The 23,469-nt window shown below is 51.9% G+C and carries 18 protein-coding genes; 10 read left to right on the top strand and 8 right to left on the bottom strand.

From position 1 onward, the window contains the following. Positions 1–69: 69 nt before the first annotated feature. The 3 genes from AC6I8L_RS21975 to AC6I8L_RS21965 all read left to right on the top strand — a co-directional run bounded on the left by AC6I8L_RS21975 (position 70) and on the right by AC6I8L_RS21965 (position 3,082). Positions 70–717: an N-acyl amino acid synthase FeeM domain-containing protein gene (locus AC6I8L_RS21975; protein WP_058961015.1), complete on the top strand. Its 648-nt coding sequence runs from the start codon at positions 70–72 to the stop codon at positions 715–717. 378 nt (positions 718–1,095) lie between these two features. After that, entirely contained in the window at positions 1,096–2,019 is a 924-nt protein-coding gene (locus tag AC6I8L_RS21970; RefSeq protein WP_058961016.1) for a substrate-binding domain-containing protein, read from the top strand. A gap of 235 nt (positions 2,020–2,254) precedes the next feature. Then, complete coding sequence (locus AC6I8L_RS21965; protein ID WP_058961017.1) at positions 2,255–3,082, top strand: creatininase family protein; 828 nt, start codon at positions 2,255–2,257, stop codon at positions 3,080–3,082. Between the two features lie 37 nt (positions 3,083–3,119). Here the strand turns inward: AC6I8L_RS21965 and AC6I8L_RS21960 are convergent, their stop codons facing one another. Continuing rightward, positions 3,120–4,019: a LysR family transcriptional regulator gene (locus tag AC6I8L_RS21960; RefSeq protein ID WP_058961018.1), complete on the bottom strand. Its 900-nt coding sequence runs from the start codon at positions 4,017–4,019 to the stop codon at positions 3,120–3,122. Positions 4,020–4,125: 106 nt separating this feature from the next. Between AC6I8L_RS21960 and AC6I8L_RS21955 the strand changes: the two genes are divergently transcribed. From AC6I8L_RS21955 to AC6I8L_RS21925, 7 genes are read left to right on the top strand one after another with little or no spacing between them, the layout of a single operon-like run. Beyond that, positions 4,126–5,136 carry a BMP family protein gene (locus tag AC6I8L_RS21955; protein WP_034830133.1) on the top strand — a complete coding sequence of 337 codons (1,011 nt, stop codon included), beginning with the start codon at positions 4,126–4,128 and terminating at the stop codon, positions 5,134–5,136. Between the two features lie 16 nt (positions 5,137–5,152). After that, entirely contained in the window at positions 5,153–6,703 is a 1,551-nt protein-coding gene (locus AC6I8L_RS21950; RefSeq protein ID WP_058961019.1) for an ABC transporter ATP-binding protein, read from the top strand. Further along, positions 6,687–7,802: an ABC transporter permease gene (locus AC6I8L_RS21945; protein ID WP_058961020.1), complete on the top strand. Its 1,116-nt coding sequence runs from the start codon at positions 6,687–6,689 to the stop codon at positions 7,800–7,802. The genes AC6I8L_RS21950 and AC6I8L_RS21945 overlap by 17 nt, the downstream gene beginning before the upstream one ends. Beyond that, on the top strand, positions 7,799–8,737 hold the full coding sequence (locus tag AC6I8L_RS21940; protein ID WP_058961021.1) for an ABC transporter permease: 939 nt from the start codon (positions 7,799–7,801) through the stop codon (positions 8,735–8,737). Before AC6I8L_RS21945 ends, AC6I8L_RS21940 begins: the two co-directional genes overlap by 4 nt. 2 nt (positions 8,738–8,739) lie before the next feature. Then, the gene (locus tag AC6I8L_RS21935) at positions 8,740–9,162 is read left to right on the top strand and encodes a cupin domain-containing protein (protein WP_034830140.1); all 423 of its coding nucleotides are present in this window, start codon (positions 8,740–8,742) and stop codon (positions 9,160–9,162) included. Position 9,163: 1 nt separating this feature from the next. Next, on the top strand, positions 9,164–9,934 hold the full coding sequence (locus tag AC6I8L_RS21930) for a cysteine hydrolase family protein (RefSeq protein WP_058961022.1): 771 nt from the start codon (positions 9,164–9,166) through the stop codon (positions 9,932–9,934). Next, positions 9,934–11,319 carry an amidohydrolase family protein gene (locus AC6I8L_RS21925; RefSeq protein ID WP_058961023.1) on the top strand — a complete coding sequence of 462 codons (1,386 nt, stop codon included), beginning with the start codon at positions 9,934–9,936 and terminating at the stop codon, positions 11,317–11,319. The genes AC6I8L_RS21930 and AC6I8L_RS21925 overlap by 1 nt, the downstream gene beginning before the upstream one ends. Positions 11,320–11,394: 75 nt before the next feature. On the opposite strand, the gene AC6I8L_RS21920 is transcribed toward AC6I8L_RS21925, so the two are convergent. The 7 genes from AC6I8L_RS21920 to AC6I8L_RS21890 form a co-directional block, all read right to left on the bottom strand. Next, positions 11,395–12,633 carry an aromatic amino acid transporter gene (locus AC6I8L_RS21920; RefSeq protein ID WP_058961024.1) on the bottom strand — a complete coding sequence of 413 codons (1,239 nt, stop codon included), beginning with the start codon at positions 12,631–12,633 and terminating at the stop codon, positions 11,395–11,397. 113 nt (positions 12,634–12,746) lie between these two features. After that, positions 12,747–13,535, bottom strand: coding sequence for a hypothetical protein (locus AC6I8L_RS21915; protein ID WP_058961025.1), 789 nt, complete (start codon positions 13,533–13,535; stop codon positions 12,747–12,749). A 9-nt stretch (positions 13,536–13,544) separates the two neighbouring features. After that, positions 13,545–13,796 carry a hypothetical protein gene (locus AC6I8L_RS21910; protein ID WP_236699759.1) on the bottom strand — a complete coding sequence of 84 codons (252 nt, stop codon included), beginning with the start codon at positions 13,794–13,796 and terminating at the stop codon, positions 13,545–13,547. A gap of 233 nt (positions 13,797–14,029) precedes the next feature. After that, positions 14,030–15,040, bottom strand: a complete 1,011-nt coding sequence (gene iolG / locus AC6I8L_RS21905) for a bifunctional inositol 2-dehydrogenase/D-chiro-inositol 1-dehydrogenase (protein WP_058961026.1) — start codon at positions 15,038–15,040, stop codon at positions 14,030–14,032. Positions 15,041–15,073: 33 nt separating this feature from the next. Further along, positions 15,074–15,895 (bottom strand): TIM barrel protein, encoded by an 822-nt coding sequence (locus AC6I8L_RS21900; RefSeq protein WP_058961027.1) that lies wholly within the window; start codon positions 15,893–15,895, stop codon positions 15,074–15,076. Between the two features lie 144 nt (positions 15,896–16,039). Next, the gene (locus AC6I8L_RS21895; protein ID WP_058961028.1) at positions 16,040–17,485 is read right to left on the bottom strand and encodes a sugar porter family MFS transporter; all 1,446 of its coding nucleotides are present in this window, start codon (positions 17,483–17,485) and stop codon (positions 16,040–16,042) included. Between the two features lie 320 nt (positions 17,486–17,805). After that, positions 17,806–23,352, bottom strand: a complete 5,547-nt coding sequence (locus AC6I8L_RS21890; RefSeq protein WP_064511354.1) for an autotransporter outer membrane beta-barrel domain-containing protein — start codon at positions 23,350–23,352, stop codon at positions 17,806–17,808. Between the last annotated feature and the right edge of the window lie 117 nt (positions 23,353–23,469).

The raw sequence follows: 23,469 nt of genomic DNA, 5'->3' as shown, positions 1-23,469 counted from the left end.
AATGATATTGATGACAGGATCAGCATTGCACCTGCCACCGGTTTTATAGAGTTTCTCAAAGGAATGGAAATGACCAACGGCGAGTATCGCCGCACTGGCATAGTTAAAGACAGCCGCTCTATTTTCCTCTACAACGAAGGTCTTCTTAATCCTAACAGCACCCTATTCCTCGCGAGAAAAGAACAAGATATTTTGGGCACCATCAGCGTGATAGGCCGCCATGAAAACAACATCCCTTGTGCCACGTTGTTTCGTGAAGAACTTGACGCGTTGCGCCTGGAACAACGCAAAGTGGTTGAGTTAGGCACCCTCTCAGTAAAATACCAATCAGATAGCGACAATTTGGTGTTTATGCTTTATCTCAAGATCATGATTTACACCATATTTGTTGAAAAAGTGGATGATATATTCATTCAGGTTAAGGCAAATGTGGCCTCATTTTATGTGCGTAATTTCTTGTTCAAAAAGGTAGGGAAGAACAAGCTGCATCCGGATTACAGCAATCTTGAAGCCTCCCTACTACGTGTGGACGTGAAAAGCATTCGCGAAAAAATCTATGAGCAGAAGTGTTATGGCTCAAGGGGTTGGCTGCGCATCCTGAACGAACTTGGGTTGTTGAAGCAATATCGGGTTATCTCTCACCAATGCCGGCAGTGCTCTCGATTCACGCCAGATAAACGCGATGCTGAAGTTTATCAATACCTATGTAATCTTTAACTGCCCCCCGATGACAGATCTTTAGATGCGCGCGATAAACTGCTGTTTAGCTTCAATCGACGCAGTGGCTTACTGATGCGCATCTTTCAGTGATTTTATTGGATGTTGTAACTTAAGCCCGTCATAAACAAACGGAGCATTGCCAGAAAAATTTGCACCCGGTAGCATTTCTATTCTCTTTTTAGGATGCTTCGCCCAAATTTTGTGATCCAGATGAAGGAATCAATTTTTAGCGCGTTGACTAATTTCTAACCTCATCTGAAAGTAATGTTAAGCGCTCAGGGTCACAGCGAAAAATATACACAGCACTGTGTGTTGATACGCAATTTATTGCACCCGGGTGCACAAATGCCCTATCCACCTTACAGAGATACAAACATGAATATAATCAAAGCAATAATAATCGCCTGTGGTTTGCTCAGTGTGTTTGTCGTGCAAGCCAAAACGTATATGGTGGGCGTTGCTCTGGCTAATCTGGATCTTAACTTTGTTTCAATCCTTCGCAGTCAAATGGAAACGCAGTTGAAAGAGAAAGGATTGAATAGCCAGTTTGCCGATGCCAAAGGCGATGTTTCACTGCAAATCCAGCAGGTTGATGATTTTATTAATCAGGGTGCCGACGCGATTATCGTGAACCCGGTAGACACGCAAGGTGTTATGCCTGTGATTGCGGCAGCAAAGAAAGCCAACATCCCTCTGATTTTCGTCAACCGTAAACCTGAAGTGCCCCTGAGCGGTAAGATGGCTTACGTTGGCTCCGACTCTGCTTTGAGTGGAAAAATGGAGATTGAAGCGCTGGCAAAACGCATGAACAACCAGGGGAACATCGCCATCCTGATGGGTTCACTCTCTACCGAGGAAGCTCGCCAACGCACTAAAGCCGTTGAAGATTATGTCAGCGCCCATCCAGGTCTTAAAGTCATTCAAAAGCAGACCGCTAACTGGCAACGCAATGAAGCCGTCGATAAAACCCTCTCCTGGTTACAGGATGGCAATTCGATCAACGCCATTGTTGCTAACAACGATGAGATGGCAATCGGTGCGATTATGGCACTGGATCAGCTGAAGAAGAGCGATGTGTTAGTGGCTGGCATTGATGGCACACCGGATGGTTTGCAATTCATCAAGAATGGCAAAATGGCGGTGACCATTTTCCAGGATGCGAAAGGCCAGGCCATTGGCGCAGTTAATGTGGCAAGCGATATGCTAACCGGCAAGAAAACCGAAGCCTATAACTGGGTGCCCTATCAGACCGTCACGAAGGAAAATTACCAGGCGTTTACAGACAAGAATCAAAAATGAAACTGAAGGCGGCCCGCAGGGCCGCCGGGAATGACCTTCGCTTCCGCAGGCAGAGTTTATCCTGCTTCAGGGGCCTGATCATGACAGCAGCAAAGCCAAAACGTGTGCCGCTTTCAGTGAGATTTTGAAGAGCACCTTGTCAGGAAGGATGACTTAAAGGCAACGATCAGTACGAATTTTGTTGCTTCCATTGCAGTGGCAACCCGCTATGTTGAGCTAAAAAATGGAGGTTAACATGGTAAAACCGTCTTCGCCCTGGTGGTGGGATCTTTCCACTCGGGAATTTAGTGAACTCGATATGGCAAACATAGTGGCTGTCTTACCGATTGGAGCCGTTGAGCAGCATGGTCCACATCTGCCGGTACGCGTGGATGCCGCCATAAATGCGGGCATAATTCAACGCGCCGTTAAACTCATGCCCGACGACCTGCCAATGTTGGTGTTACCCGCCCTGCCGATTGGCAAATCAGACGAACACCTGGCTTATCCTGGTACGCTTTCACTGCCGTATGAAGTGCTGGGCAAAGTGTGGTTTGAAGTAGCAAAAAGCGCCTGGCGGGCGGGCATTCGCAAAATCATTTTCTGGAATTCCCACGGCGGCCAACCGCAATTAATGGAGATTGTTTGCCGTCAACTGCGCATCGAACTGGGGATGTTTGCCGTTGGGGCCAGCTGGTTCCGGACAATTGATGCATCAGACCTGTATAGCGAAAAAGAGATGCAGCACGGCATTCACGGTGGAGAATCAGAGACCAGTATGATGCTGCATCTGCATCCCGAATTGGTGCAGATGGCATATGCTGATGATTTCGTCTCAACCTCAGTGGCGTTGGAGGCCAGTGGCGGGATACTCAAACCTGAAGGCGGTATAGGATTCGGCTGGATGGCACAAGACCTTCATCTCTCAGGCACCACAGGCAATGCAGCCGCTGCAGATGCGGAACGGGGTCAGATTGCCACCGACCGTGCAGCACAAGCCTTAATCACCCTGGTTCGTGAGGTGCAAGCGTTTAACCTGGACTTCCTCAAAGGTGAAACTGCCTTCCGATCAAAGAAGGTTTAAGCAGACGTTGAGGGCAAACAGACGGATGCCCTCAACGCTAACGCAACGTCGACATCATACCTTTTAGTGTCTCCGCAAATACGCTACCAATAGCGCTTGTTCCGCGATCGTGACCAATCAACATCAGCGTCTGTGTATGCTGCGCAAGCTCACGGACCGGGATATAGATCAATCGCCCGCTTCGTTGATCTGATTCGATATCAATCGGTGTCAGGAAAGTCAGCGTCTGGTCCATCATCGCTGACTGGCGCATCACCTCAATGGAATTAGTTTCGATGACTGTTTGCAGATTGATCGATGCTCGCGCGAAAACCTCATTCAAGTATGGCCTGATGACCATAGATTTATCAGCAATCACCACGGGATAAGGCAGACAGTCACTAAGACGTAGGCTGGCTTTTTCAGCCAGTGGATGACCGGTGCCCACCACGGCCCCCAGTCGCACCGGTACACTGGCAAGTTTTCGATGCACAGGCTGCAGTTCAAAATCAAACCCAATCCCCAAATCTGCTTTACCGCTTGCTACTGCATTGGTGATGTTTTCACCCGTGGTGAGTTGCTGAAGATGCAATTTCACTCGTGGATTAGCACGGCGAAACTCCGCCGCCGTAAGGGGGATGAGATTGGCTGCCAGCCCGCTCATCATTGCTACTGTGACTTCACCGCGCCGCAGTCCTTTCAATTCCTCAATCTTCATCTGCGCTATTTCAATTTCTTTAAAACTCTGACGCACGTGATGAATCAAGGCTTCGCCCGCTGCGGTTAGCACCATCTTACGTGGCAGTCTCTTGAACAAGGGTGTGCCTAGCTCTTCTTCCAGCGCAATCAGTTGGCGATTAATGGCTGAGGCCGAAATATGTAAACGCTCAGCGGCTTTGCGAATCGAACCACTGCGCGCTATTTGGTCGATATAGATAAACAAACGGTGCTGAAGCATGCTTTCCTCTGCGTTGCCTTTAAGTCATCGGTAAGTGCGAAAAATGATGCTTTTAAGATAATGCTCTTCCGGTAATTAATACAACAAAACCACACCAGGAGAACACATGATGGCAGACGTATCCCGCAGAAAATTTGCGAAATTAGTGGCTGGCGCGCTGTTGTTACCGGCTCTGGCTCCCATGCTGTCGCGCAGCGCAATGGCTGCGAATAACACCATAAAAATTGCCCTGCTGCTGCCAGGCTCTGTTGCCGATGGTGGCTGGAGTTCACTGGCATTTGCTGGATTACAGAGCCTGAAAAAGGCCGGTTTTAGCGTCGCCTACAGTGAAAGCGTACCGCAAGCTCAAATGGAACAAGTGATCCGAGGTTACGCTGACGATGGTTACACCCTGATCATTGGTCACAGCTTCGAATACGGTTCCGCATTTGCCGAAATTGCGCCGGAATACCCAGAAACCTACTTCTTCGCCTCAACGTTCAAACCTGGTGAGAAATCACCTGGTAACGTTGAATACGTCAACCTCGCGTATTTACAAGGCGCCTATGCTGCAGGGGCACTGGCGGCACTGATCTCCGATAAAGGTAAAGCCGTCGGCTTTGTTGGCGGAGGCGATAACCCCACTCAGCAAGCCATGATGCGGGCCTTCATTCAGGCTGCAGAAAAGACCCGCCCCGGCATCAAAGGTATGGGTGTGGTCACTGGCGATTATGACAACGCCGCCAAAGGCCGTGAAGCGGCCACCACCATGATTGGCAATGGAGCAGATGTCATTTGGCATGCCGCTGATGTGACCGGCTTAGGCGCAATGCAAGGCGCTGCCGCGGGTAAAGTGAAGGCCATCGGTTGTTATGTCGATCAGCGTGATGTCGCACCAGATTATGTCGCGTGCAGCTTCCGTCAGAACCTCGACTGGATGGTTGAACAAGTCGGAGAGTCAGTCGCCAATAAAACCTTCAAAGGGGGTGATGAATGGCATCCAACGGTGGGTAAAGCCTGGTCGGTGGTCAGCGGCAATGAACACTACAACAGCAAACTCGTCAGCGCGGATGCATGGGCTAAATTCCAGACCATTTGGCAGCAGCTCGACAGTGGCGCGTTGAAACCAACTGTTTAATCGGCGGGAACTTGTTATGACAGCAACAGCACCTGTTCGCGTGGCACTCAATCACATCACCAAACGCTTTGCTCGCGTCGTGGCCAACGATGGCGTTTCACTCAGCATAAAAGCCGGTGAAATCCACGCCTTGCTGGGAGAAAACGGTGCAGGTAAAAGCACCTTGATGCAGATTCTGTATGGCCTGTATCAGGCAGATGAAGGTGAGATTGTCGTGGATGGATTACCCCGGCGTTTTCGCGATCCAAGTGATGCCATCCACTGCGGCATCGGTATGGTTCACCAGGAATTCATGCTGGTACAGCCAATGACCGTGGTCGAGAACGTGGTGCTGGGGTTGAAAGAGAATCGTAGTGGTGCGCTCAATCTGCAAGCCGCGGCTCAGAGGTTACAGGCGCTATCTGACAAACACGGTCTGGCCATCGATCCCTGGGCGAGCGTGCAACATTTACCCATTGGCGTGCAGCAGCGCGTTGAGATCCTCAAATTATTGTACCGCGACGCCCAGGTACTGATTCTTGATGAACCCACTGCAGTGCTTACGCCACAAGAAAAAGAAGGCCTGTTTGCCACGTTAAAATCACTGTGCGCTGAAGGGCGTTCCGTCGTGATCGTGACACATAAATTGTATGAAATCATGGCTATCGCCCATCATGTTTCGGTGATGCGCGGCGGCAGGATGATCGATTCGGTCGATATCAATGACACTTCAGAGCGCGATTTGGCCCGCCGCATGGTGGGCCGTGATGTGATACTTCGCGTGGAGAAATCCCCCTGTCAGCCGGGTAAAACGGTATTGCATGTCGACAATATTGCGGTCCGGGATGCCAGCGGTCAGCAAAAAATCTGGCGCGTTTCTTTGCAGGTTGCAGCCGGAGAAATTCTGGGCATTGCTGGGGTCGAAGGTAACGGCCAGTCCGAGCTTGCTGAAGCATTACTCAATCTGCGCAAGCTGGAGGCCGGGCGCATTTTGTTAAATGGGGCCGATATCAGCGAGGATTCCCCGGCAGTCCGTCGTCATAAAGGGATGGGATTTATCCCCGCCGATCGTCGTGGCGTCGGTTCAGTCACAGCGTTATCAATCACTGACAACGCCTTGTTAGGCCGCCAACACCGTTTCACTCGGGCAGGTGGTTGGTTGCTGGACCGACAGCGCATCAGCCAGCATGCCCGCGATATTATTGCACGTTTCGCTGTACGCACACCCGATGCGGATTTCGAAGCGGGAAAACTCTCTGGCGGAAATTTGCAGAAATTAATACTAGGACGAGAAGTAGCGAGCGATCCCTGCTTACTGGTGGTTGAACAACCGACACGTGGATTGGATGTCGGAGCGATTGAGAGCGTGTGGCAAGGGTTAATTGCGGCGCGCGATCGCGGCTGCGCCATTCTGATGATTTCCGCAGAACTGGAAGAGATTCTTAACCTGTCCGATCGCATCGCCGTGATGTACAGCGGACAAATCGCGGGCGAACTACCTGCTCATGAAGCAACAGCAGAAAAACTGGGTGAGCTTATGGCGGGCGCTCATCTGCAAAAAGGAGGCGAACGTGAAGAAGCTGCTTGAGAGACGTCTCGCCCCTGCAGAATCGACTGGCGCGCTGATGCTGACCAGTATCTGCGGCATTATCGCCGCTTTCGCTATCGTGGGATTGTTGTTTATCCCCTTCGGCGGTAACCCGCTATCAGCTTATGGTTTCCTGTTCAATGAAGCATTCGGCTCTCTGCGCAGTCTTGGTCTGAGCATAGTCCAGGCCACGCCACTCATGCTCATCGCGCTGGCGACCATTGTGGTATGGCGAGCTGGACTGGGTTATATCGGCTTTGAGGGTTGCTTTTTACTGGGCGCTGCAGCAGCCAGTTGGATCGCGCTTTCAGGTACACCACAGGGTTTTCCGTGGGCCATCCCCCCTCTGTTGTATTGGCCGATGGTTTTATTGGCCGCGTTTCTAGCGGGTGCCATTTGGGCCGGATGGGTCGGTGCGCTTCGCGTCAAATTCGGCGGCAACGACGTCCTGATTTCATTAATGGCAAATTACGTTGCGTTATTCATCGTGCAATTCCTTGTTTCCGGACCGATGCGTGCCCCGGGCGACCTTCCACAAACGCCACGTTTGCCCGCCGATAGCTGGTTACCCTTTGTGATGAACGGTATGCGTGCGCATTGGGGAATCGCCATTGCTCTGGTCGCTAGCCTGTTTGTTTACTGGCTGTTGCGTGCCACGCCGGCGGGCTTTGAAATAAAAATTGCTGGCCTGAATCCACGTGCTGCACGCTATAGCGGAGTTGATGTTAACCGTCGTCAGATGGGGGCCGTATTGCTCGGCGGAGGATTAGCTGCGCTTGCCGGGTTGTGTGCGGTGCTTGGCGTTCAACATCGCTTAATGGATGGCATTTCCGGAGGGGTGGGTTTTATCGGCGTGGTCGTCGCTTTGCTGGCGCGTCTGAATCCGTTGCTGGTGATCCCTACTGCGATTTTATACGGCGGGCTCGAAGTGGGCGGCAGTGCCATGCAGCGCCAAACCGGTTTACCCACATCGGTGGTGTTGATCCTGCAAAGTCTGGTGGTGTTACTAATCCTTGCCGGTGATTTGCTGCGCTACTACCGCATTAACTTACCGGGTTTACGCAGATCCAGCCGTCCATTTGTGGAGGAGCAATCATGAATTTGCTGGCTAATCTCGATACCGCGTTCTTTATCAGCTGGCTTGCCGCCGCGGTACGACTTGCCGGACCGGTGCTACTTGCTGCGCTAGGTGAAATCTACTCCGAACGTTCCGGCGTGCTCAATATTGGCATTGAGGGCACCATCTTACTTGGCGCGCTGGCCAGTTACATGATGGCGGTTGAAAGTGGTTCCACGGCGCTGGGTTTTATCGCGGGTGGCGTTGGCGGCTTGATCGTTGGCTGTGTGCTGGCCGCGCTCTATCTGCGCGCACATGCCAGCCAGGTCGTGGTTGGCATTGTGTTTAATATTCTCGCTGCCGGGCTTGCATCGTGGATCTATGCCTTGGTGATGGGCAATGGGTCGTCGCCAACCATTCCTATGCTGGAGCCCTGGCATATTCCGGTGCTCTCATCCATTCCCGTCGTTGGACCGATTCTGTTCCAGCAGCCGCTGCCCCTTTACCTCACGCTGATTCTGGCCGTATTGGCACAGTATTGTCTGTTTCATACGCGCTTTGGTCTTTCGCTGCGCGCCGTTGGAGAAAACCCGCGAGCTGCACATGCTGCCGGCCTGAACGTACTGAAAATCCGAACCTGGGGCGTGCTGTTTTCCTGTGTCGGAGCGGGTTTAGCAGGTGGCTATCTGGTCACCGCGCAAATTGGCCTGTTTCGCGACAATATCGTCAGTGGTCAAGGGTTTATCGCGCTTGCTATTGTGATTTTTGGCCGCTGGAGCCCACTAAAAGCCCTGCTCGCCGCCTTTATCTTTGGTGCGGCTGATGCACTGCAACTCTCTTTACAGCTGTTTGAAAACACGCTGCCACCGCAGGTGCTGCTCGCTCTGCCTTATCTGCTCACGATTCTGGCGATGTCAGGTGTCGTGGGACGCACATTACAACCCGGCGCACTGACGCAGCCTTATCGAAAGGAATAATGATGAAAACGTTTCGTTTCAATAATCTGAAAGATGTTCAGGCTTTCCGTATTAGTCCGGACAGCACCAACTACTTCGCCATCCTGTGCGATAAAACCCTCGATGGCATTGAGAATATCTTTGTTGTAGAGATCTTTAACGTCGGCGGCGCGACGCCTCCTAATGAACATGCCACTGCCCATGAGTTTTTCTATGTTCTTCATGGCGAAGGCGTGGCGCGCTGTAATGATGACGAGTTGGTGATCAGGAAAGGTGATTCACTGCTGTTACATCCAGGTAACGATCATGCCATACGTAATACGGGAACTGAAAAGCTGTATACGCTGACGGTCATGACACCAAACGAGGGCTTTTCCGAACTGATTCGCAGCGGTGACCCTGTCACATTAGACAGTGAAGATTTGCGTATTCTGACGGGAGCCTGAAATGGGGTTAAACGTATTGGGCAGCAACCGATTTAACCAATGGCGTGTTTCAAAAGAACTCATTGATACACGTCGACCAACGCAAGTTTCACGCCCGGTCGAGCTGAGCACTGGCGAAAGGTCTGTGATTTTTGATTTGCAGCACACCGCGATCGTCGTGATTGATATGCAGAACGATTTTTGTCATCCCAATGGCTGGCTTGGCCACATCGGGGTTGATATCACGCCTGCACGCGCGCCCATCGCGCCGCTACAACATTTGCTACCGGTACTGCGTCAAGCTGAGGTGCCGGTGATCTGGCTTAACTGGGGTAATCGACCCGATAAGCTCAATCTCAGCCCTGCGCTATTGCATGTTTATAACCCCTATGGCGATGGCGTTGGCTTAGGTGATCCTCTCCCCCTTTCCGGTGCGCCTGTGCTGGAAGCCGGCAGTTGGGCGGCTGAAATTGTTGAAGAGTTAACGCCGGACTCACGCGATATCCGCATCAACAAATATCGTATGTCCGGCTTTCATGACAGCGAACTCGACAGCATTCTGCGTAACCTTGGCATGACAACACTGCTGTTTGCTGGCGTGAACCTCGATCAATGTGTGCTTTGCACCCTTCAAGACGCTAACTTCCGGGGTTATGACTGCCTGCTTCTTGAGGATTGCAGCGCAACCACTTCACCCTCTTATTGCCGCGACGCCACGCTGTACAACGTGCAACAGTGCTTCGGTTTTGTCGTTCAGGCATCGCAATTACAACAGCAGTTGGAGTGTGATTGATGAGTTATTTATTGTCCGACGGCTGGATTATCACCATGAACCCACAGCGTGAAATCCTGGAACAAGCCAGTTTGGTGATTGAAGGCCAGCATATCCGTGCCATCGGAACACGCGAGACGCTCAGCCTGCAATATCCTGAGGCAGAGGTTATCGATTGCCGTCAACGCATTATTATTCCGGGTATGGTCAACACGCATACGCACCTGTTTCAGACGCTCATAAAAGGGTTGGGCGACGACATGGTGCTGAAAAAATGGTTTACCTGTATGACCGGACCGAGTGCTGTCGCGTTAACGGAAGAGGATGTTTATGCCGCAGCCCTGCACGGCTGCATGGAGTCTCTGCGCTCAGGCGTCACTTCTCTGGTCGATTTTATGTATGCTCATCCCCGGCCGGGTTTGACCGCAAAAGTCATTGAAGCTTTTGAGGTCAGTGGTATTCGCGGTCATGTATGCCGTGGATTCCTGACCACTGGCGCTGAACATGGCATCCCTGAAGCACTTATCGAAACGCCGGAAGCCGCGCTGGCAGACGCACGTCAGGTTATTCATCGATATCATAAAGCCGACGGCCGCGTCAAAGTGGGCCTGGCACCCAGTATGATTTGGGCTCTGGATGAGAAAGTGCTGCGCGGTACCCGTGAGCTAGCCAATGAAACTGGCGTACTCATCACTACGCATGTGGCGGAAACTGATTTTGAAATTGAACAAGCCAAACTGCGTTTTCAGGGAACAGACACCGAATTCCTGAGTGATATCGGTTTCCTTGGTTCTGATGTATTGGCCGTGCACTGTGTGCAGTGCAGTTCTCGTGATATCCGCGCGCTAAAACATCACGACACACGCGTCTCGCACAATCCATGCAGTAACTTATATCTCGCGTCCGGCGTGCCTCCCATACCTGAAATGCTGGCGGCTGGATTGACGGTGGGACTCGGCTCCGACGGCCCTGCCAGTAGCAATAATCACAGCCTTTTTCAGGCGATGAAAGTTGCCGCACTCCTGCAAAAAGGGGTACACCGCGATCCCACCATTATGACCGCGGAGAAGGTGCTGGAGATGGCCACCATTGATGGTGCCCGAGCCATTGGTCTTGATCATCTGGTCGGTTCATTAGAAGTCGGTAAGCGCGCGGATGTGGTTATTGTTGATACTTCGCATCCGGCGATGACACCCATCCACCACCCAGTCTCATCGCTGGTATATTCCGCATTAGGTCATGAAGTCAGTGATGTATTTGTTGACGGTGCGCATTTGCTGCGAAATGGCGAATTTACTCAGATCAACCAGCAAGCCGTAATGGCGCGTTCACAACGTGCGGCACAATCACTGGCCGCACGAACCGGCAATGACACGCCACGAGGCTGGCGTTCAATGGCATTTTAATCGGTGTTTCTTTTGGCTTTGAATGACCCAATAAACACCCCCTTCAATCAGCAGGTGAGATTGAATTGCGTTAAATCAAGCGCCACCGAAGGTGGGCAGCCAGCCCACCCAGCTCAGTAACCAGGCGACGATATTCAGCACACCGAAAATCATCACAAGCACAATCGGAAGCGTGGAACGCGGCATCCCGGCAAAACGCTGTTGTGCTTTCCATGCCAGCATTGCCGGGATAAACACGGCCCAAAGCGTAGCAAACAGTCCTGCGAAGCCAATCGCGGCGACAAAGCCATGTGGCCAGAGTAATGACGCCATCAAGGGTGGCAGAAAGGTCAGGCAGGCGGTTTTCAGCCGTGCAGCTGGAGAATTGCCCCAGCCTAAACGATCGGCGATGAAGTCAAACAGACCGGCTGTAACGCCGAGAAAGGACGCAATCACAGCGAAATGCGAAAAGATCGACATCATCAATGCCAGTGCGCTGACGTGCAGATGATTGCTCAGCGCCGCCATAAGCGCGGCGATATCGCCACCCTGCTGCACGATTGCAGGAAATGCCGCGCGCGGCAAATTGCCCATGGTGCTGGTAACCCAGAATAGATAGAGTGCCAGCGACATTAGGGTGCCGAGCACCAGCGCTTGAGTGATATGCCGTTTGTTACCATCGTAATAACTCACCAGCCCGGTGATATTGCCGTGATAACCAAAAGACGCCAGACAAAACGGTAATACGCCGAGAGCATAAGGCCAATAGCTTTCCCCAACTGGCGCCGCGCTGATCAACGAAGGCAAACTGACCTGCGTGAGCAAACCACCAAAGAGCAGGATCAATAGCAGGATTTTCGCCAGTACGCAGAAGGTCATTAAACGACTCACGCCAGTGGTACCGAGCCACACCACGGCGGCAACGCAGAGCGTTAGCGTGATTTTCGCACCGGCGGTGGAGAGCGGCAACCCCGCCAGGTTGAGCGAGTGCTGATACACCGGACCGCTGGCGGAAATGTAGGCATAGGTCAGGATGCCCAGCACAAACAGAATACTGAGACCGTTAAGCGTTGCCCAACCGCGACCCAGCAGGTCTTTAGTTAAGGTGTCATATCCCGAACCCTGTGGGTAATGCAGGCTGGTGCGCATAAACAGCAAACCGGATAGCAACATCGCGCCCCACGTCACCAATAACAGCAGCAGCGCCCAACCAAACCATGCACCGGCCATCACAATTGGCAAGGTGAACATACCCGCACCCACCACCGTGCCGCAGATAATCATCGCGCCCCACCAAACAGAGGGTTGGCGACGGCTCAAGGTTAAATCCGTCATTATGTAAAATCCCTGCAAACATCAAAGGCGGCGATATTACACGGAAAGCGGCGTGAGGGAGAGGCTACGGCAGCAGGTCGTGGTGCGGTGAGTGTCAGCTTAGGGTGACAGCGTCATTCGTCAGAGAGGTGTTCAGACTTGTTGTTGATGAATTCATCGAAACATTGGTAAGTGCTGGTATCAAATAACGAAATGGCCTCTACTTCATTCATTGGTATCACATGTCGGAAATGTTGCAGGTTCAATCCCTTTGAGTCCGCCGTAATCCCCTTCTTCAGATAGAGTTCGTAATAACGATGTTGTTCGTGATAATACAACGTGTCCTTATCCCGGTAGCCACTGATACAAGGGATGATAGACAGGTGCTGGGTGAGACTGTGCTCTATACGAGGTGCGGCGACATAACCAATGTAGACCTTGCGTGATTTAAGCGTAACGAAAATCAACATGTCCTCATCAATAGCCTGAACCAGCAGGGATTCAATCGCATCCAGGGCTGCCATTTCACGATAGGCGGCCTGACGGACGCGTTCGTCACGCAATGATTTTTGTGCGGCATCACCTGCCCTCCAGGCGATAAAACACCCTGCACACAAAGAGAGAATGAAAAACAGTGGATATGAGAGAGCCGTTTTGTTCGTTAACCACGAATAGAAGTCTTGGATGCCATAGGTGGACACAAACAGATGGGGGATTGAAATAATGAGACTAACAATGAGTAAAAACAGGTAGATGAACAGAACCAGGCAAAATCCCTGAATGACAAACTTGCAACCATGCATGGCAACATAAAAGTACGATGTCCAGCCATTAGTTCTGGCCTGGCGTATGCGTGATTGATAATGATTTTCTGTAAACCAAAAGCCACAGACCAATACCACCATAATCACCAACGGACCCATCGTTAATCCTTAACGTTTCGCGGCCAATTCCTTCATGCGAGCCTGCATGGAATCGCGGACCTGAGGATTACTCATATTTAACCAGGCATTACCGTTCGCATCAGTGATAATTTTACTGTCATTTGACTGCTCAATATCCTGCTGGTTGATTGATTGCATCAATCGCCCCGGCATGCTGAGAAAACGCTCCAGAAATTTTGGCATATGATCTCCTGACTTCACGAAGTTTAAACCGTCAACGGGCATCAACCGTTTCAACATGATGCCTCCTCAAAGTAAAAACTCAACCTTTCCTGAAATTTCGACATTTAAATGTGGGCAACATTCAATTCAAGTCTGAAAAAGTAGCCCTTTTAGAAGGCAAAACAAGCCATCTCGCTTTAAATGAACTGAATATTTATACAGCACTTAGCGGTGAATCTCCAACGATAAATCAAGCACACTTTCTGACGCTGGCTACTGACACGGGCGCATCTGGTGCACCCGTGTATCCATCATTGATAAAACGCAGGGCGTGGTGGCATGGTAATCGGCACAATCTCACCGTTGTTCTGCGCGGCAACACAAGCATCGGCAGCAACCGCCGCAGCATAGCCATCCCAGGCCGATGGGCCCGTCATGTTGTCAGACAACACATTATTAATGAAATCCTGCAATTCCACATCATAGGCATCGATAAAGCGCTTTTTCCAGTCGGTCAGAATTCCCGTGGAGAGTTTAGCCGCGCTTCGCGTCTGAACGGACATCGGCTCAGGTAAGCTCGCAATCCCGGTCTCACCCACCACTTCACACTGGATATCATAGCCATAGGCACAGTTGACGAAAATTTCGACGTCAATACGCACACCTTTCGCCGTTTCCAGCAGCACTATCTGTGGGTCTTTCAGATGCGATGAGGCTTTACGGGTTTTACGCGGATAAATCACCTGAGCACTGACGTAATCGTCTTTCAGCAACCAGCGCAGAACATCCAGTTCATGGATCAGCGTATCGGTAATCGCCATGTCCGTGGTGTAGGCATCGCCGACTTCCGGGTTACGGTGTGCGCAGTGCAGCATCAAGGGTTCGCCAATGTCTCCGCTATCAATAACGCTTTTCAATGCACGATAGCCGCTATCGTACGGGCGCATGAAGCCAACCTGCACGCGCTTTTTACCACTCGCGATCTCCGCCTCCACAATGTTCATACAACCCTGCGCCGTCACCGCCAGCGGCTTTTCACAAAATACCGCTTTCCCGGCTTTAATCGCTGCCAGCACAAATTCTTCATGTGTCGGGCCCCATGATGTCACCAGAACCGCCTGTACATCGGGAGCATTAATCAGGTCATGTGCATTGTCATAGATCTCGGCTTTGAGCGCGAAATCGGTCAGGATCTGCTCGCAGTTAGCACGGTTGATGTCATTCAGTGCAACCACGCGAGCGTGTTGCAGCACCTGACTGCAACGACGAATGTGTTCGCGCCCGATTGCGCCAGTGCCAATTACACCAATATTCAGCGTCATGGTTTGTTCCTTCGTTCTTCTGTACGAGTAAAATTAATGGTTCAGATAGTCAATGCTGGTACGAATCTCACGCGCGATATCCGCTTCGCTCCACGCTTCCATCACTGACGAGAAGGGTTCAAACGCGTAAGTACCGGTGTAACCTCTCTCCTCCAGGCGCTGGACTTGTCGTTTCGATTGCAACATGTCATCAGCGCTGAGCATGATGCGTTCTTCATCAGTCAATTCTGCAACTGGACGTGTGTCCGTTACGCCAGACAGGTGCACCAACCCAATGTGGTTAACGTCAACGCCTTCGGCGAAGTCCTGCTCTGCCCCTTCATACAAATGATGATGGAAGGTATCGAGCACGATCTTAAATGGCACACCCGCCTGTTTAATCAGCTGTTGTGCCAGCGCCGCAGAACGCAGCGAGCTCTGCGGAAAGCCCAACGGCTCCACCAGCCCTTCAATGCCGTATTCGGCGAACAGCGGCGCGAGCGTTTTTAAAGCGGCAACCGTTTGTTCACTTGAGACCACCGTTCCGTCATTGAGTGGGCACAGCACCAGCGCTTTCGCCCCGGTTTCACGTGCGTCTTTTAATAAACCCCGTGTTTTTTCCAATATCTCAGCGGATAACTGGTTAAAGGGATACACCGCATTGATTGTTTCGATGGTCAGCGCATGTTGATTTGCCAATTCACGAATTTTCTCGCCCCCTAAACCATCCGTCACACTTCCGCCCTTCATATCATTACGAATCTCGACCTTATTTATCCCTAAATCTTTCACCAAGGTGAAAAACTGATTAACAGTTAAGTTCGGCGCAATTTTTCGATTAATACAAAAACGGTCACAGCTTATTTTCTGGCTCATGTTATTTCCTGAAATGATTATCAGCGCATTGTGTTTTGGTTATTCTGTTTTGCTGCAGTGTTTTGCGTGTTTTGATAGTAATTTATCTTCTGGATTTATACTGCGTCATCGTTGAGTGATTTACATCAAGCTCGCGAATCCATCCTAAGGCTTGCCGTCATACAGCGCGAAGAAGTAATGCTCGACCTGTTCCAGACTACGCCCTCGCGTTTCCGGAATGGTGCGCAGCACAAACATCGAGCCACCAATACCGATGATCGCGAAGGTGAGGAATGCGCCTGCAAGACCAAAAGCAGCCAGCAATATCGGAAATGCCATTGAAATAGCAAAGTTGGCCATCCACAGTGCGAACACCGCGCCGCCCATGCAGATCCCACGCATGCGCGCCGGGAAGATCTCCGAAAGCAGCAGCCAGGTCACCGGGGAAAGTGCGCCTTGCTGGAAACACAGGAACATCAGCATGCCAGTCAATACCAGATAGGCACGCAGCAGATTGACCTCTCCGCCTGCCAGATATTCCGGCATGAAGAAGCACACGGCGGCAATAAAGAACAGGCATGCCGTACAGCCCATCTGTCCCACCAGCACCAGCGGTCGACGACCGATTTTGCCTATCATCCAAATCCCGACCAGGGTCATCAACACGGAAATGACGCCGTTGGCAATGGTGGCAAACAGCGCGGCATCATTGCTCAGCCCCGTTGCTGTCAGCATGGTCGGGGCGTAGTACATAATGGTGTTCACGCCGGTCAACTGCTGGATGGCAGCGATACCAATACCCAACAGAAACACCTTACGTAGCCAGGGTGTGCGCAGATCGCGCAATCGACCTTTGCCTTTCTGACGATTTTCTTCAATGGTCTCTTCAATCTCTTCCAACTCCCACTCAACATCCTCTGCTGCGCGGGTCTTCTCCAATACTCGCCTGGCTTCGCGGGCATTGCCGCGCATGACAAGCCAGCGCGGACTTTCTGGCATAAAAATCATGCCCAGCCACAACAGCACGGCGGGAACAGTCGAGAGTGCCAGCATCCAGCGCCAGGTATGTTCACCCCCCCAGATTTCATTGAAGGTTGCATTCGAGACATACGCCAGCAGTTGACCCGATACAATCATCAACTCCTGTAAGGTCACCAGTTGGCCGCGTTTATTGGCTGGCGCGATTTCAGCGATATACACCGGCACAGTCGCCGCAGCACCGCCCACGGCAATGCCGAGGAAAAGTCGTGACATAATCATCGACACAACATCCGGCGCAAAGGCTGAACCGACTGCGCCAAGGGCAAAAATAAACGCCAGAGTGATGATGATTTTGCGCCGGCCCATGGCATCGGCGAAATGTCCGGCCAGTAAAGCGCCGAATGCGGCTCCAAACAGTAACGAGCTGGTCACCAGGCCCGTGGTGAAGGGCGTTAATTGCAGGTCACTGCGCATAAATAACAGCGCACCCGATACCACCCCAGTATCGTAGCCAAATAATAATCCGCCGAGCGTTGCCACCAGCGCAATAATCTTCACAAAAGGCTCAGTTCGCGTCACGCTATTCGGGCCTGACGCGGTATTGGTCGAGATATACAGTTCTTTTTCCATAACCTCTCCTGGTAAAAACGCATTTGGAAATACAGCAGAACAAAACAGAAAATGACGCTATCGGTATTTTTATTTCATGTTAATTTTTATTTGAAATTCATTTTCCGAAATGTGATATCAAGCATTCTGGCTGATTTATTTTGATGGTTAAACATCAAAAGGGAGCGTTAATTTAAAGAGTGAGAGGCGAAGATGGGTTCGAATAACCCTAAATTGAGGTGGGCGATATTGATTAATAGCGGCGTATATGTATTTAAACATTCGAGAGAGGAAATAAGAAAAACCTTACGCCAATGGGTATTGGCGTAAGGTAAACGCGATCAGAATTGCCAGCGAACCCCGCCGTTATAGCGCCAGCCTTTCGTACCGTTACCGTCAATTTCCTGACGATAGTCGGCCTCGGCATACAATGAGAGATTCCCTTTTAGCGCGGCCGTACCACCGATGCCCACATCCCACATCTGTCCGAACTTCCCGCTGTCGAAACTGACACTGTCCGCGCCGCCGTTAATGCTCGCTCGCGTAGTGGCCGCCCCTCCCCAACCACGCGTATAGCTGGTGTGCAGATAAGGCGTATATTGCTGGCCGGTTGTATCTTGCCAGGTGCGATCCAAACGCGCGCCCACGCGGCCAATGGTTTGATCGTAATTGCCCCAACTGACGCGTGTGTTATCTCGATCCACCAGAGCATCCATGTTAAGTTGCAAGTACATTAACTGCGCCTGCGGTTCGAGACGTACGCCATTGCCCAACTGCCACGGATAGCCGGTTTCCAGTGAGGCGCCCCAACCATTGCCTTTCAGTTTGCCCACCTCTTTTTGCCGCGCAATATCGGTATCGCCACGATGCCAGTCGAATGACAGTGCCCCATCAACATAGAAGCCACTGTCACGCAGCCAGGTGCCGTACAGCGACAAGGTATCGCTATCGAAAGTGGTCGAGCTGTAACCGTCCGCTGCATCAGGACGAATACGGGCATTACCGCGCGTATAGGCCACCCCGGCTCGCAAACTGTCGCTGGCGCCTTGAAGATGAATCAGATTGCCGCCCAGTTGCACTGCGCTGTAATCAAGATCGAAATCGTAGCCGTTTTGACTCAGGCTGCGATCCGTCTTGTAGGTGAGATTGGAGCCCAGATAACGGATAAACATCTCACCACCGTTGCCCGCGCTGCTGCCCGAATCCTGACGTAGCTCTCCCAGTCGCTTATGAAGATCGTCCATCACCGCCATGTTGTAGTAGGCCAGCCCGACCGGCGCAGAAATATAAGATGGCATCTGAGGCGTAAGTTGTGGGCGCACCGCATTACCTGCTGCATCGCTGACAAAGTTACTCGCGAGACGAAAATCCTGACCGGTTCCGTTAGAACCGCTGTAAAGACCATATTGATAAGGACCCGCGGCGACATAGCCCTTTGCCAGCGCGAAGCTGTTAGCACTGGCATTGCCGTTTACCTGCGCCAGTGCAATGCCCTGTTCAGGCGTCATCACCGCCAGACGGTTCCCCGTCGGGTTAACATTCAGCAGAGTGGTGCCGCTGGTATTGCCATTCACACGCACACTGTCACTAACGCCTGTATTAATTTGCGTATTGAGCTTCACGCGTCCGCCAGCTGAATTGAGATCGCCATCGATGGTTAGCGTGTTGCCGGGAACACCATTGCCATTAGTCAGATCCAGCGTACCGGCATTATTCACTACCAGCGAACCGTCGGTGGCGCCACTCAGCAGTGGATTGACGCCGTTGCCCGCATACAACGTTGAACCTTCACCGATATTAATGGTGCTGTGCGCCAGTTTCAGGTTATCGGTCAACGTCCATTGGGTGTTATTGAAGTTAATAGTGCTCCAGCCACCGCCAAGGTTGGTGCCTTTGCTCAGGTCATCGGCGCTAAATGACCCGCCGCGCGCATTAATGTCATTAAAATAGAGCGTGCTGCCTGCGCCATTCTGCGTGGTGATGTGCCGGGTATTGGCCAGATCAACCTTCTCCACCAGCGCCTGGTTAGTGCCGCTCCCCATTGTCACGCTGCCATTAAGCGTGCCGCCGGACACCTGCACGATGTCGTTACCGGCCCCCGTATTCACATCCCCCACCACGCTGCCTGACATCAGTGCAATGCGGTCGTTGGTCGCGCCGCCCGCCACCACCTCAATATCCGGGAAGGTGGCGCTGATTTGCCCCTGGTTGATAAACAGTGTTTGCCCTCCGCGCAGATCAATCACCGGTGAGACTTTACTGTTTGAGACGATACTGCCCCGGTTAATCACCTCACTGGCGGTGTCAGTGACAATCGCCGATCCGCTACTAAAGTCATACACACCGATAAAGCCTTCGTTGATCACTCTGCCGGTCGTATTAGCGCGTACGCCGGTAGTATTGGCACCCGAAAGGAAAATGGTGTAATTGGGACCGAGGGTCAAATCGTTGTGGGTGACAGAACCATCTTCATTAGCAAACAGATAGCCGATGCCGGGCGCGTTGGTCAGGCTGTTGCTGCTGACGTTGATATAAACATGGTCGTCATAGCCGAACGACGTTGCCGAGCGAATGCCATTACCGCCATTGACGTCCAGTCGCACATAATTCAGTGCAATATTGCTGGTTTCAGCGCGGTTATTAATAAGATTGCGGGCACCACTCAATTCCACATGATCGGCGATAAATCCTGCGGCACCGTTATCAATCAACACCGTGTCTGCGTCACCGCTGGACCAGATATTGCTGCTATAACTGTTGTACTGTTCGCCTTGCCCATCACCAATAATGTCAAGCGAACCGCCATTGCCAACACGAATGGCAGCGGTCCCTTCGGAATAGATCTGTCCACTGTTTTGCCAATAAGTTGACGCTCCTGATGAGGCATCCAAAGCCACACCTTTATAAGCGGAAATCGAACCACTGTTGACCAGAAGGCCGCCATCCGTCAGTGCAACCGCGCGGCTGTTGTTGCCATTGACGGTGACGGTACCCTGGTTATTGATATAGCCGCCGTCACCTGCACTCAGTAACGAGATGTTCTCCGCATCCGTCGTCAGATTGGAGCTGTTGCTGATGCTGCTAAAGCCTTCAAGCGCCTGATAACCGATTTGATTGGCAGCATGGAATGCAATTTGACTGCCTTCACCAATCACTACCGTACCGCCATTGCCCGCCTGCGCGCCTACCGCGTGTTCACCGTGCAGATTGATGGTGCCATTTTGGTAGAAATAAGCTGCGTCCCCAAAAGCCACGCCGCCCACGGAAGGCTGTGTCGCGCTGGCATTGCCGGCGGAGACATTGATCGTGCCGTTGTTGGTCGCACGAGCGCCAACCGAATAGGTATAACCCTCGGTGTAAAGCCCGCTACTGCCATTCGTGATCGACACAGTGCCATTGTTGGTGGCATTCCCGCCGAGCGAGCCAATCCCCACCGTGTTGCTGCCTTCCAGCGCGATATCACCGTTATTGATCAGCTGCCCAGAGCTACTGGCAATAAAACCAATCTGCCGATCCTGCGAGCCATAGATATTGGCATTGTTAGTCAGCAGCGTGTTGGTGTAAGGCAGCGTTGTGGAGTTGGTAATATTGCCATTGAGGTCGGTACGATTGCCTTGTACCTGTGCCACGATGCTATGTATGCCATTCATATTGACGGTGGTAGCAGCGTCAATTGTGCCCTGCGCAGCACCCTCAATACGCAACCCGATGCCATTTTCGCCGAGATTAAAGATGGCATTGCCAGTGGTGACCGTGGTGTTATCACCACTGCCCAGGACGGCGGTGGAAAGGTTGCCGTTTGAAATTAACGTCATGCCACTGCCATCAAAGCTCGCGCCATCCTGCACACGAAAGATGGATGCGTTATCTCCCGTTACGCCGTAGTGGCCATTCTCGGGCAGTAAAATTTTTGCGTTCGGCCCCATAGCGAGAAAGGTGATTTGATCGGCACCGCTATTACCCGTGGGTAGAGCCGCCTGCGACACATTCACCGTGGCATTGCCTTCCGCGCGTATCCCAATCGCGCCAACTCCGTTTAAGGTGATCGGTCCGCTGATCTCCGCCGAAGCGACGCCATCGATACCGTTCACCCATACTGCGGTGTTACGTGTTCCTTCCGTGACATTTGCATTGCCAGCAATATTGATTGGGCCACTCGACCAGGCGTGCGAAAGAGCACCGTCATTCGCCGTCACCAACAGGCCGGTACCGTTATCGCCATTCAGGTTAATCACTCCGGCATTGCCCACCTGACCGCCGCTGCCAGAGTCCATCACCGCCAGTCCAGTGCCGCGACCATTGACATCAATGACGCCATTATTCAGGGTGACGGCATCCGCGCCGCCAGACACGCTCATCGCCGCGCCGCTTTGTACGCCCGAACCCATGATGATGTGGCCGTTGTTGACTACGCTGTTGCGACCCAACTGAAGGATACCGGTGGCGCTATCCAGCATAATGTCAGACGTTGCATCACCGGGATGATTTTGCGGCGTACGACCAAGATAGATTGTGCCGTTGTTAGTAAAGGTGCTCGCATCGCCGCTCAGCGTCACCGCTGTTGCACTGCCGTTGTCGCCGACCAGATTGATGGTGCCGTTATTCACCCCTTCGCTGTTATCCAGCACAACGGCTGATCCCGCGCTGTTGATAATGCCGTTGTTGATAAAGTGACTATCACTGGCATTTACCGCTAATCCGTTAATGCCGAGCGTGCTGTTATCAATGCCACTCCCATCGGCGTTATTAAAGAAACCGCTATTAATCACACCGTTGTTGATGCCGCTGCTGCCATTGGTTAATACCAGAGCATCATTATCGGTGATTCCGCTGCCGGTACTGGCGAGCTTGCCGTTTATGGTTGCGGTAGCGCCATTGTCCGCACGCATGGCCCCGCCATTGGCATTCGCCACCTCAAGGGTTTTTCCTGCCTCAATAGTGGCACGCGCATTCGCACCGTCAGCACTGAGCACCACGCGTTCGCCTATTGGCAGAAAGGCTTCATCGTCATCCGGAGTATTCACTCCCCACACCACCTGCCCGCTGCTGAGCGTCACTGCTTTATTAAATTCGTTGTTGTAGTCAGCGGAACTGATTTGGCCATTCTGCAATTGCTCAATCAGCCAGTCGTTGTAGTTTTGCAGATCGGTCAACGACGTCACGTTAAAGTCGGTGGTATCGCCATAGAGGCTGGTCACACTGAATGCGCCGTTATACGCCACCAGATTGTCCACATTCAGACCCCACCGCGACACGGCAGGAATCTGCGTCGCGGTGAATGTGACACGGTTATCCGAATCCCAGTTCATGTTGCCTTTGTTGCTGGCAGTGAATAAGCGGCTCTGCTTTGCCGCCATCTCCCAACCATTTGCCACCGTGCTGGCTCCCTCAGTGCCTGGTTGCACGTTGATAGTGCCATTACTCACTGAGGTAACACGCGCATCAATGTACTGCTGATTCTTCACCTCTTCGAAATCGGTGACCAGGGTGCTGCTATCGACCGGGGCGAGATTGCTTAACGCGGCAGTGTTGTAAGTCTGAAAATTGCTGTAAGAGCGGTGATCCTCATTAGGCACGGAGATCGTGAAATCCTGCGCCCCCAGACTCAACCTCTCTTTACCTAATAAGTTGTTATCTGTCACCAATCGGCCTTGATCCTGTAACTCGCCAATGGAGACCTGCAATTCGCCACTTTTACCCGGCGTAAATTGCGGCAACCCCGTTAGCGATTGTGTGCTGCCGTTGCACACGCAAAACACCCCCACTTTGTTGTCATTTTTCGCAGGGTCAAAGGGTTGAATCACGGCGGCATTGGTTTGCATCGCAGGAATCATAATGCCTTGTGCAGCCAGCAAACTGATAACCAGCGGTTTTAATTTAAATAACACCCTTTCCTCCAGAGAGAAAATAATATTTTCCGCGCGGCAAAAACTAATACCGCGCATGACGATTGGTTTAATAAACGTGAGAACAAGAATGGAGAGTGCATTATGTCGAGTTATCTC

Source organism: Type-E symbiont of Plautia stali, assembly GCF_059731115.1.
This window is presented reverse-complemented; position numbering and strand designations above follow the sequence as displayed.

Coding starts and splice junctions, on each gene's coding strand:
- AC6I8L_RS21975 (WP_058961015.1), top strand. CDS start 70: ATGACCAACGGCGAGTATCGCCGCACTGGCATAGTTAAAGACAGCCGC.
- AC6I8L_RS21970 (WP_058961016.1), top strand. CDS start 1,096: ATGAATATAATCAAAGCAATAATAATCGCCTGTGGTTTGCTCAGTGTG.
- AC6I8L_RS21965 (WP_058961017.1), top strand. CDS start 2,255: ATGGTAAAACCGTCTTCGCCCTGGTGGTGGGATCTTTCCACTCGGGAA.
- AC6I8L_RS21960 (WP_058961018.1), bottom strand. CDS start 4,019: ATGCTTCAGCACCGTTTGTTTATCTATATCGACCAAATAGCGCGCAGT.
- AC6I8L_RS21955 (WP_034830133.1), top strand. CDS start 4,126: ATGATGGCAGACGTATCCCGCAGAAAATTTGCGAAATTAGTGGCTGGC.
- AC6I8L_RS21950 (WP_058961019.1), top strand. CDS start 5,153: ATGACAGCAACAGCACCTGTTCGCGTGGCACTCAATCACATCACCAAA.
- AC6I8L_RS21940 (WP_058961021.1), top strand. CDS start 7,799: ATGAATTTGCTGGCTAATCTCGATACCGCGTTCTTTATCAGCTGGCTT.
- AC6I8L_RS21935 (WP_034830140.1), top strand. CDS start 8,740: ATGAAAACGTTTCGTTTCAATAATCTGAAAGATGTTCAGGCTTTCCGT.
- AC6I8L_RS21930 (WP_058961022.1), top strand. CDS start 9,164: ATGGGGTTAAACGTATTGGGCAGCAACCGATTTAACCAATGGCGTGTT.
- AC6I8L_RS21925 (WP_058961023.1), top strand. CDS start 9,934: ATGAGTTATTTATTGTCCGACGGCTGGATTATCACCATGAACCCACAG.
- AC6I8L_RS21920 (WP_058961024.1), bottom strand. CDS start 12,633: ATGACGGATTTAACCTTGAGCCGTCGCCAACCCTCTGTTTGGTGGGGC.
- AC6I8L_RS21915 (WP_058961025.1), bottom strand. CDS start 13,535: ATGGGTCCGTTGGTGATTATGGTGGTATTGGTCTGTGGCTTTTGGTTT.
- AC6I8L_RS21910 (WP_236699759.1), bottom strand. CDS start 13,796: ATGTTGAAACGGTTGATGCCCGTTGACGGTTTAAACTTCGTGAAGTCA.
- iolG (WP_058961026.1), bottom strand. CDS start 15,040: ATGACGCTGAATATTGGTGTAATTGGCACTGGCGCAATCGGGCGCGAA.
- AC6I8L_RS21900 (WP_058961027.1), bottom strand. CDS start 15,895: ATGAGCCAGAAAATAAGCTGTGACCGTTTTTGTATTAATCGAAAAATT.
- AC6I8L_RS21895 (WP_058961028.1), bottom strand. CDS start 17,485: ATGGAAAAAGAACTGTATATCTCGACCAATACCGCGTCAGGCCCGAAT.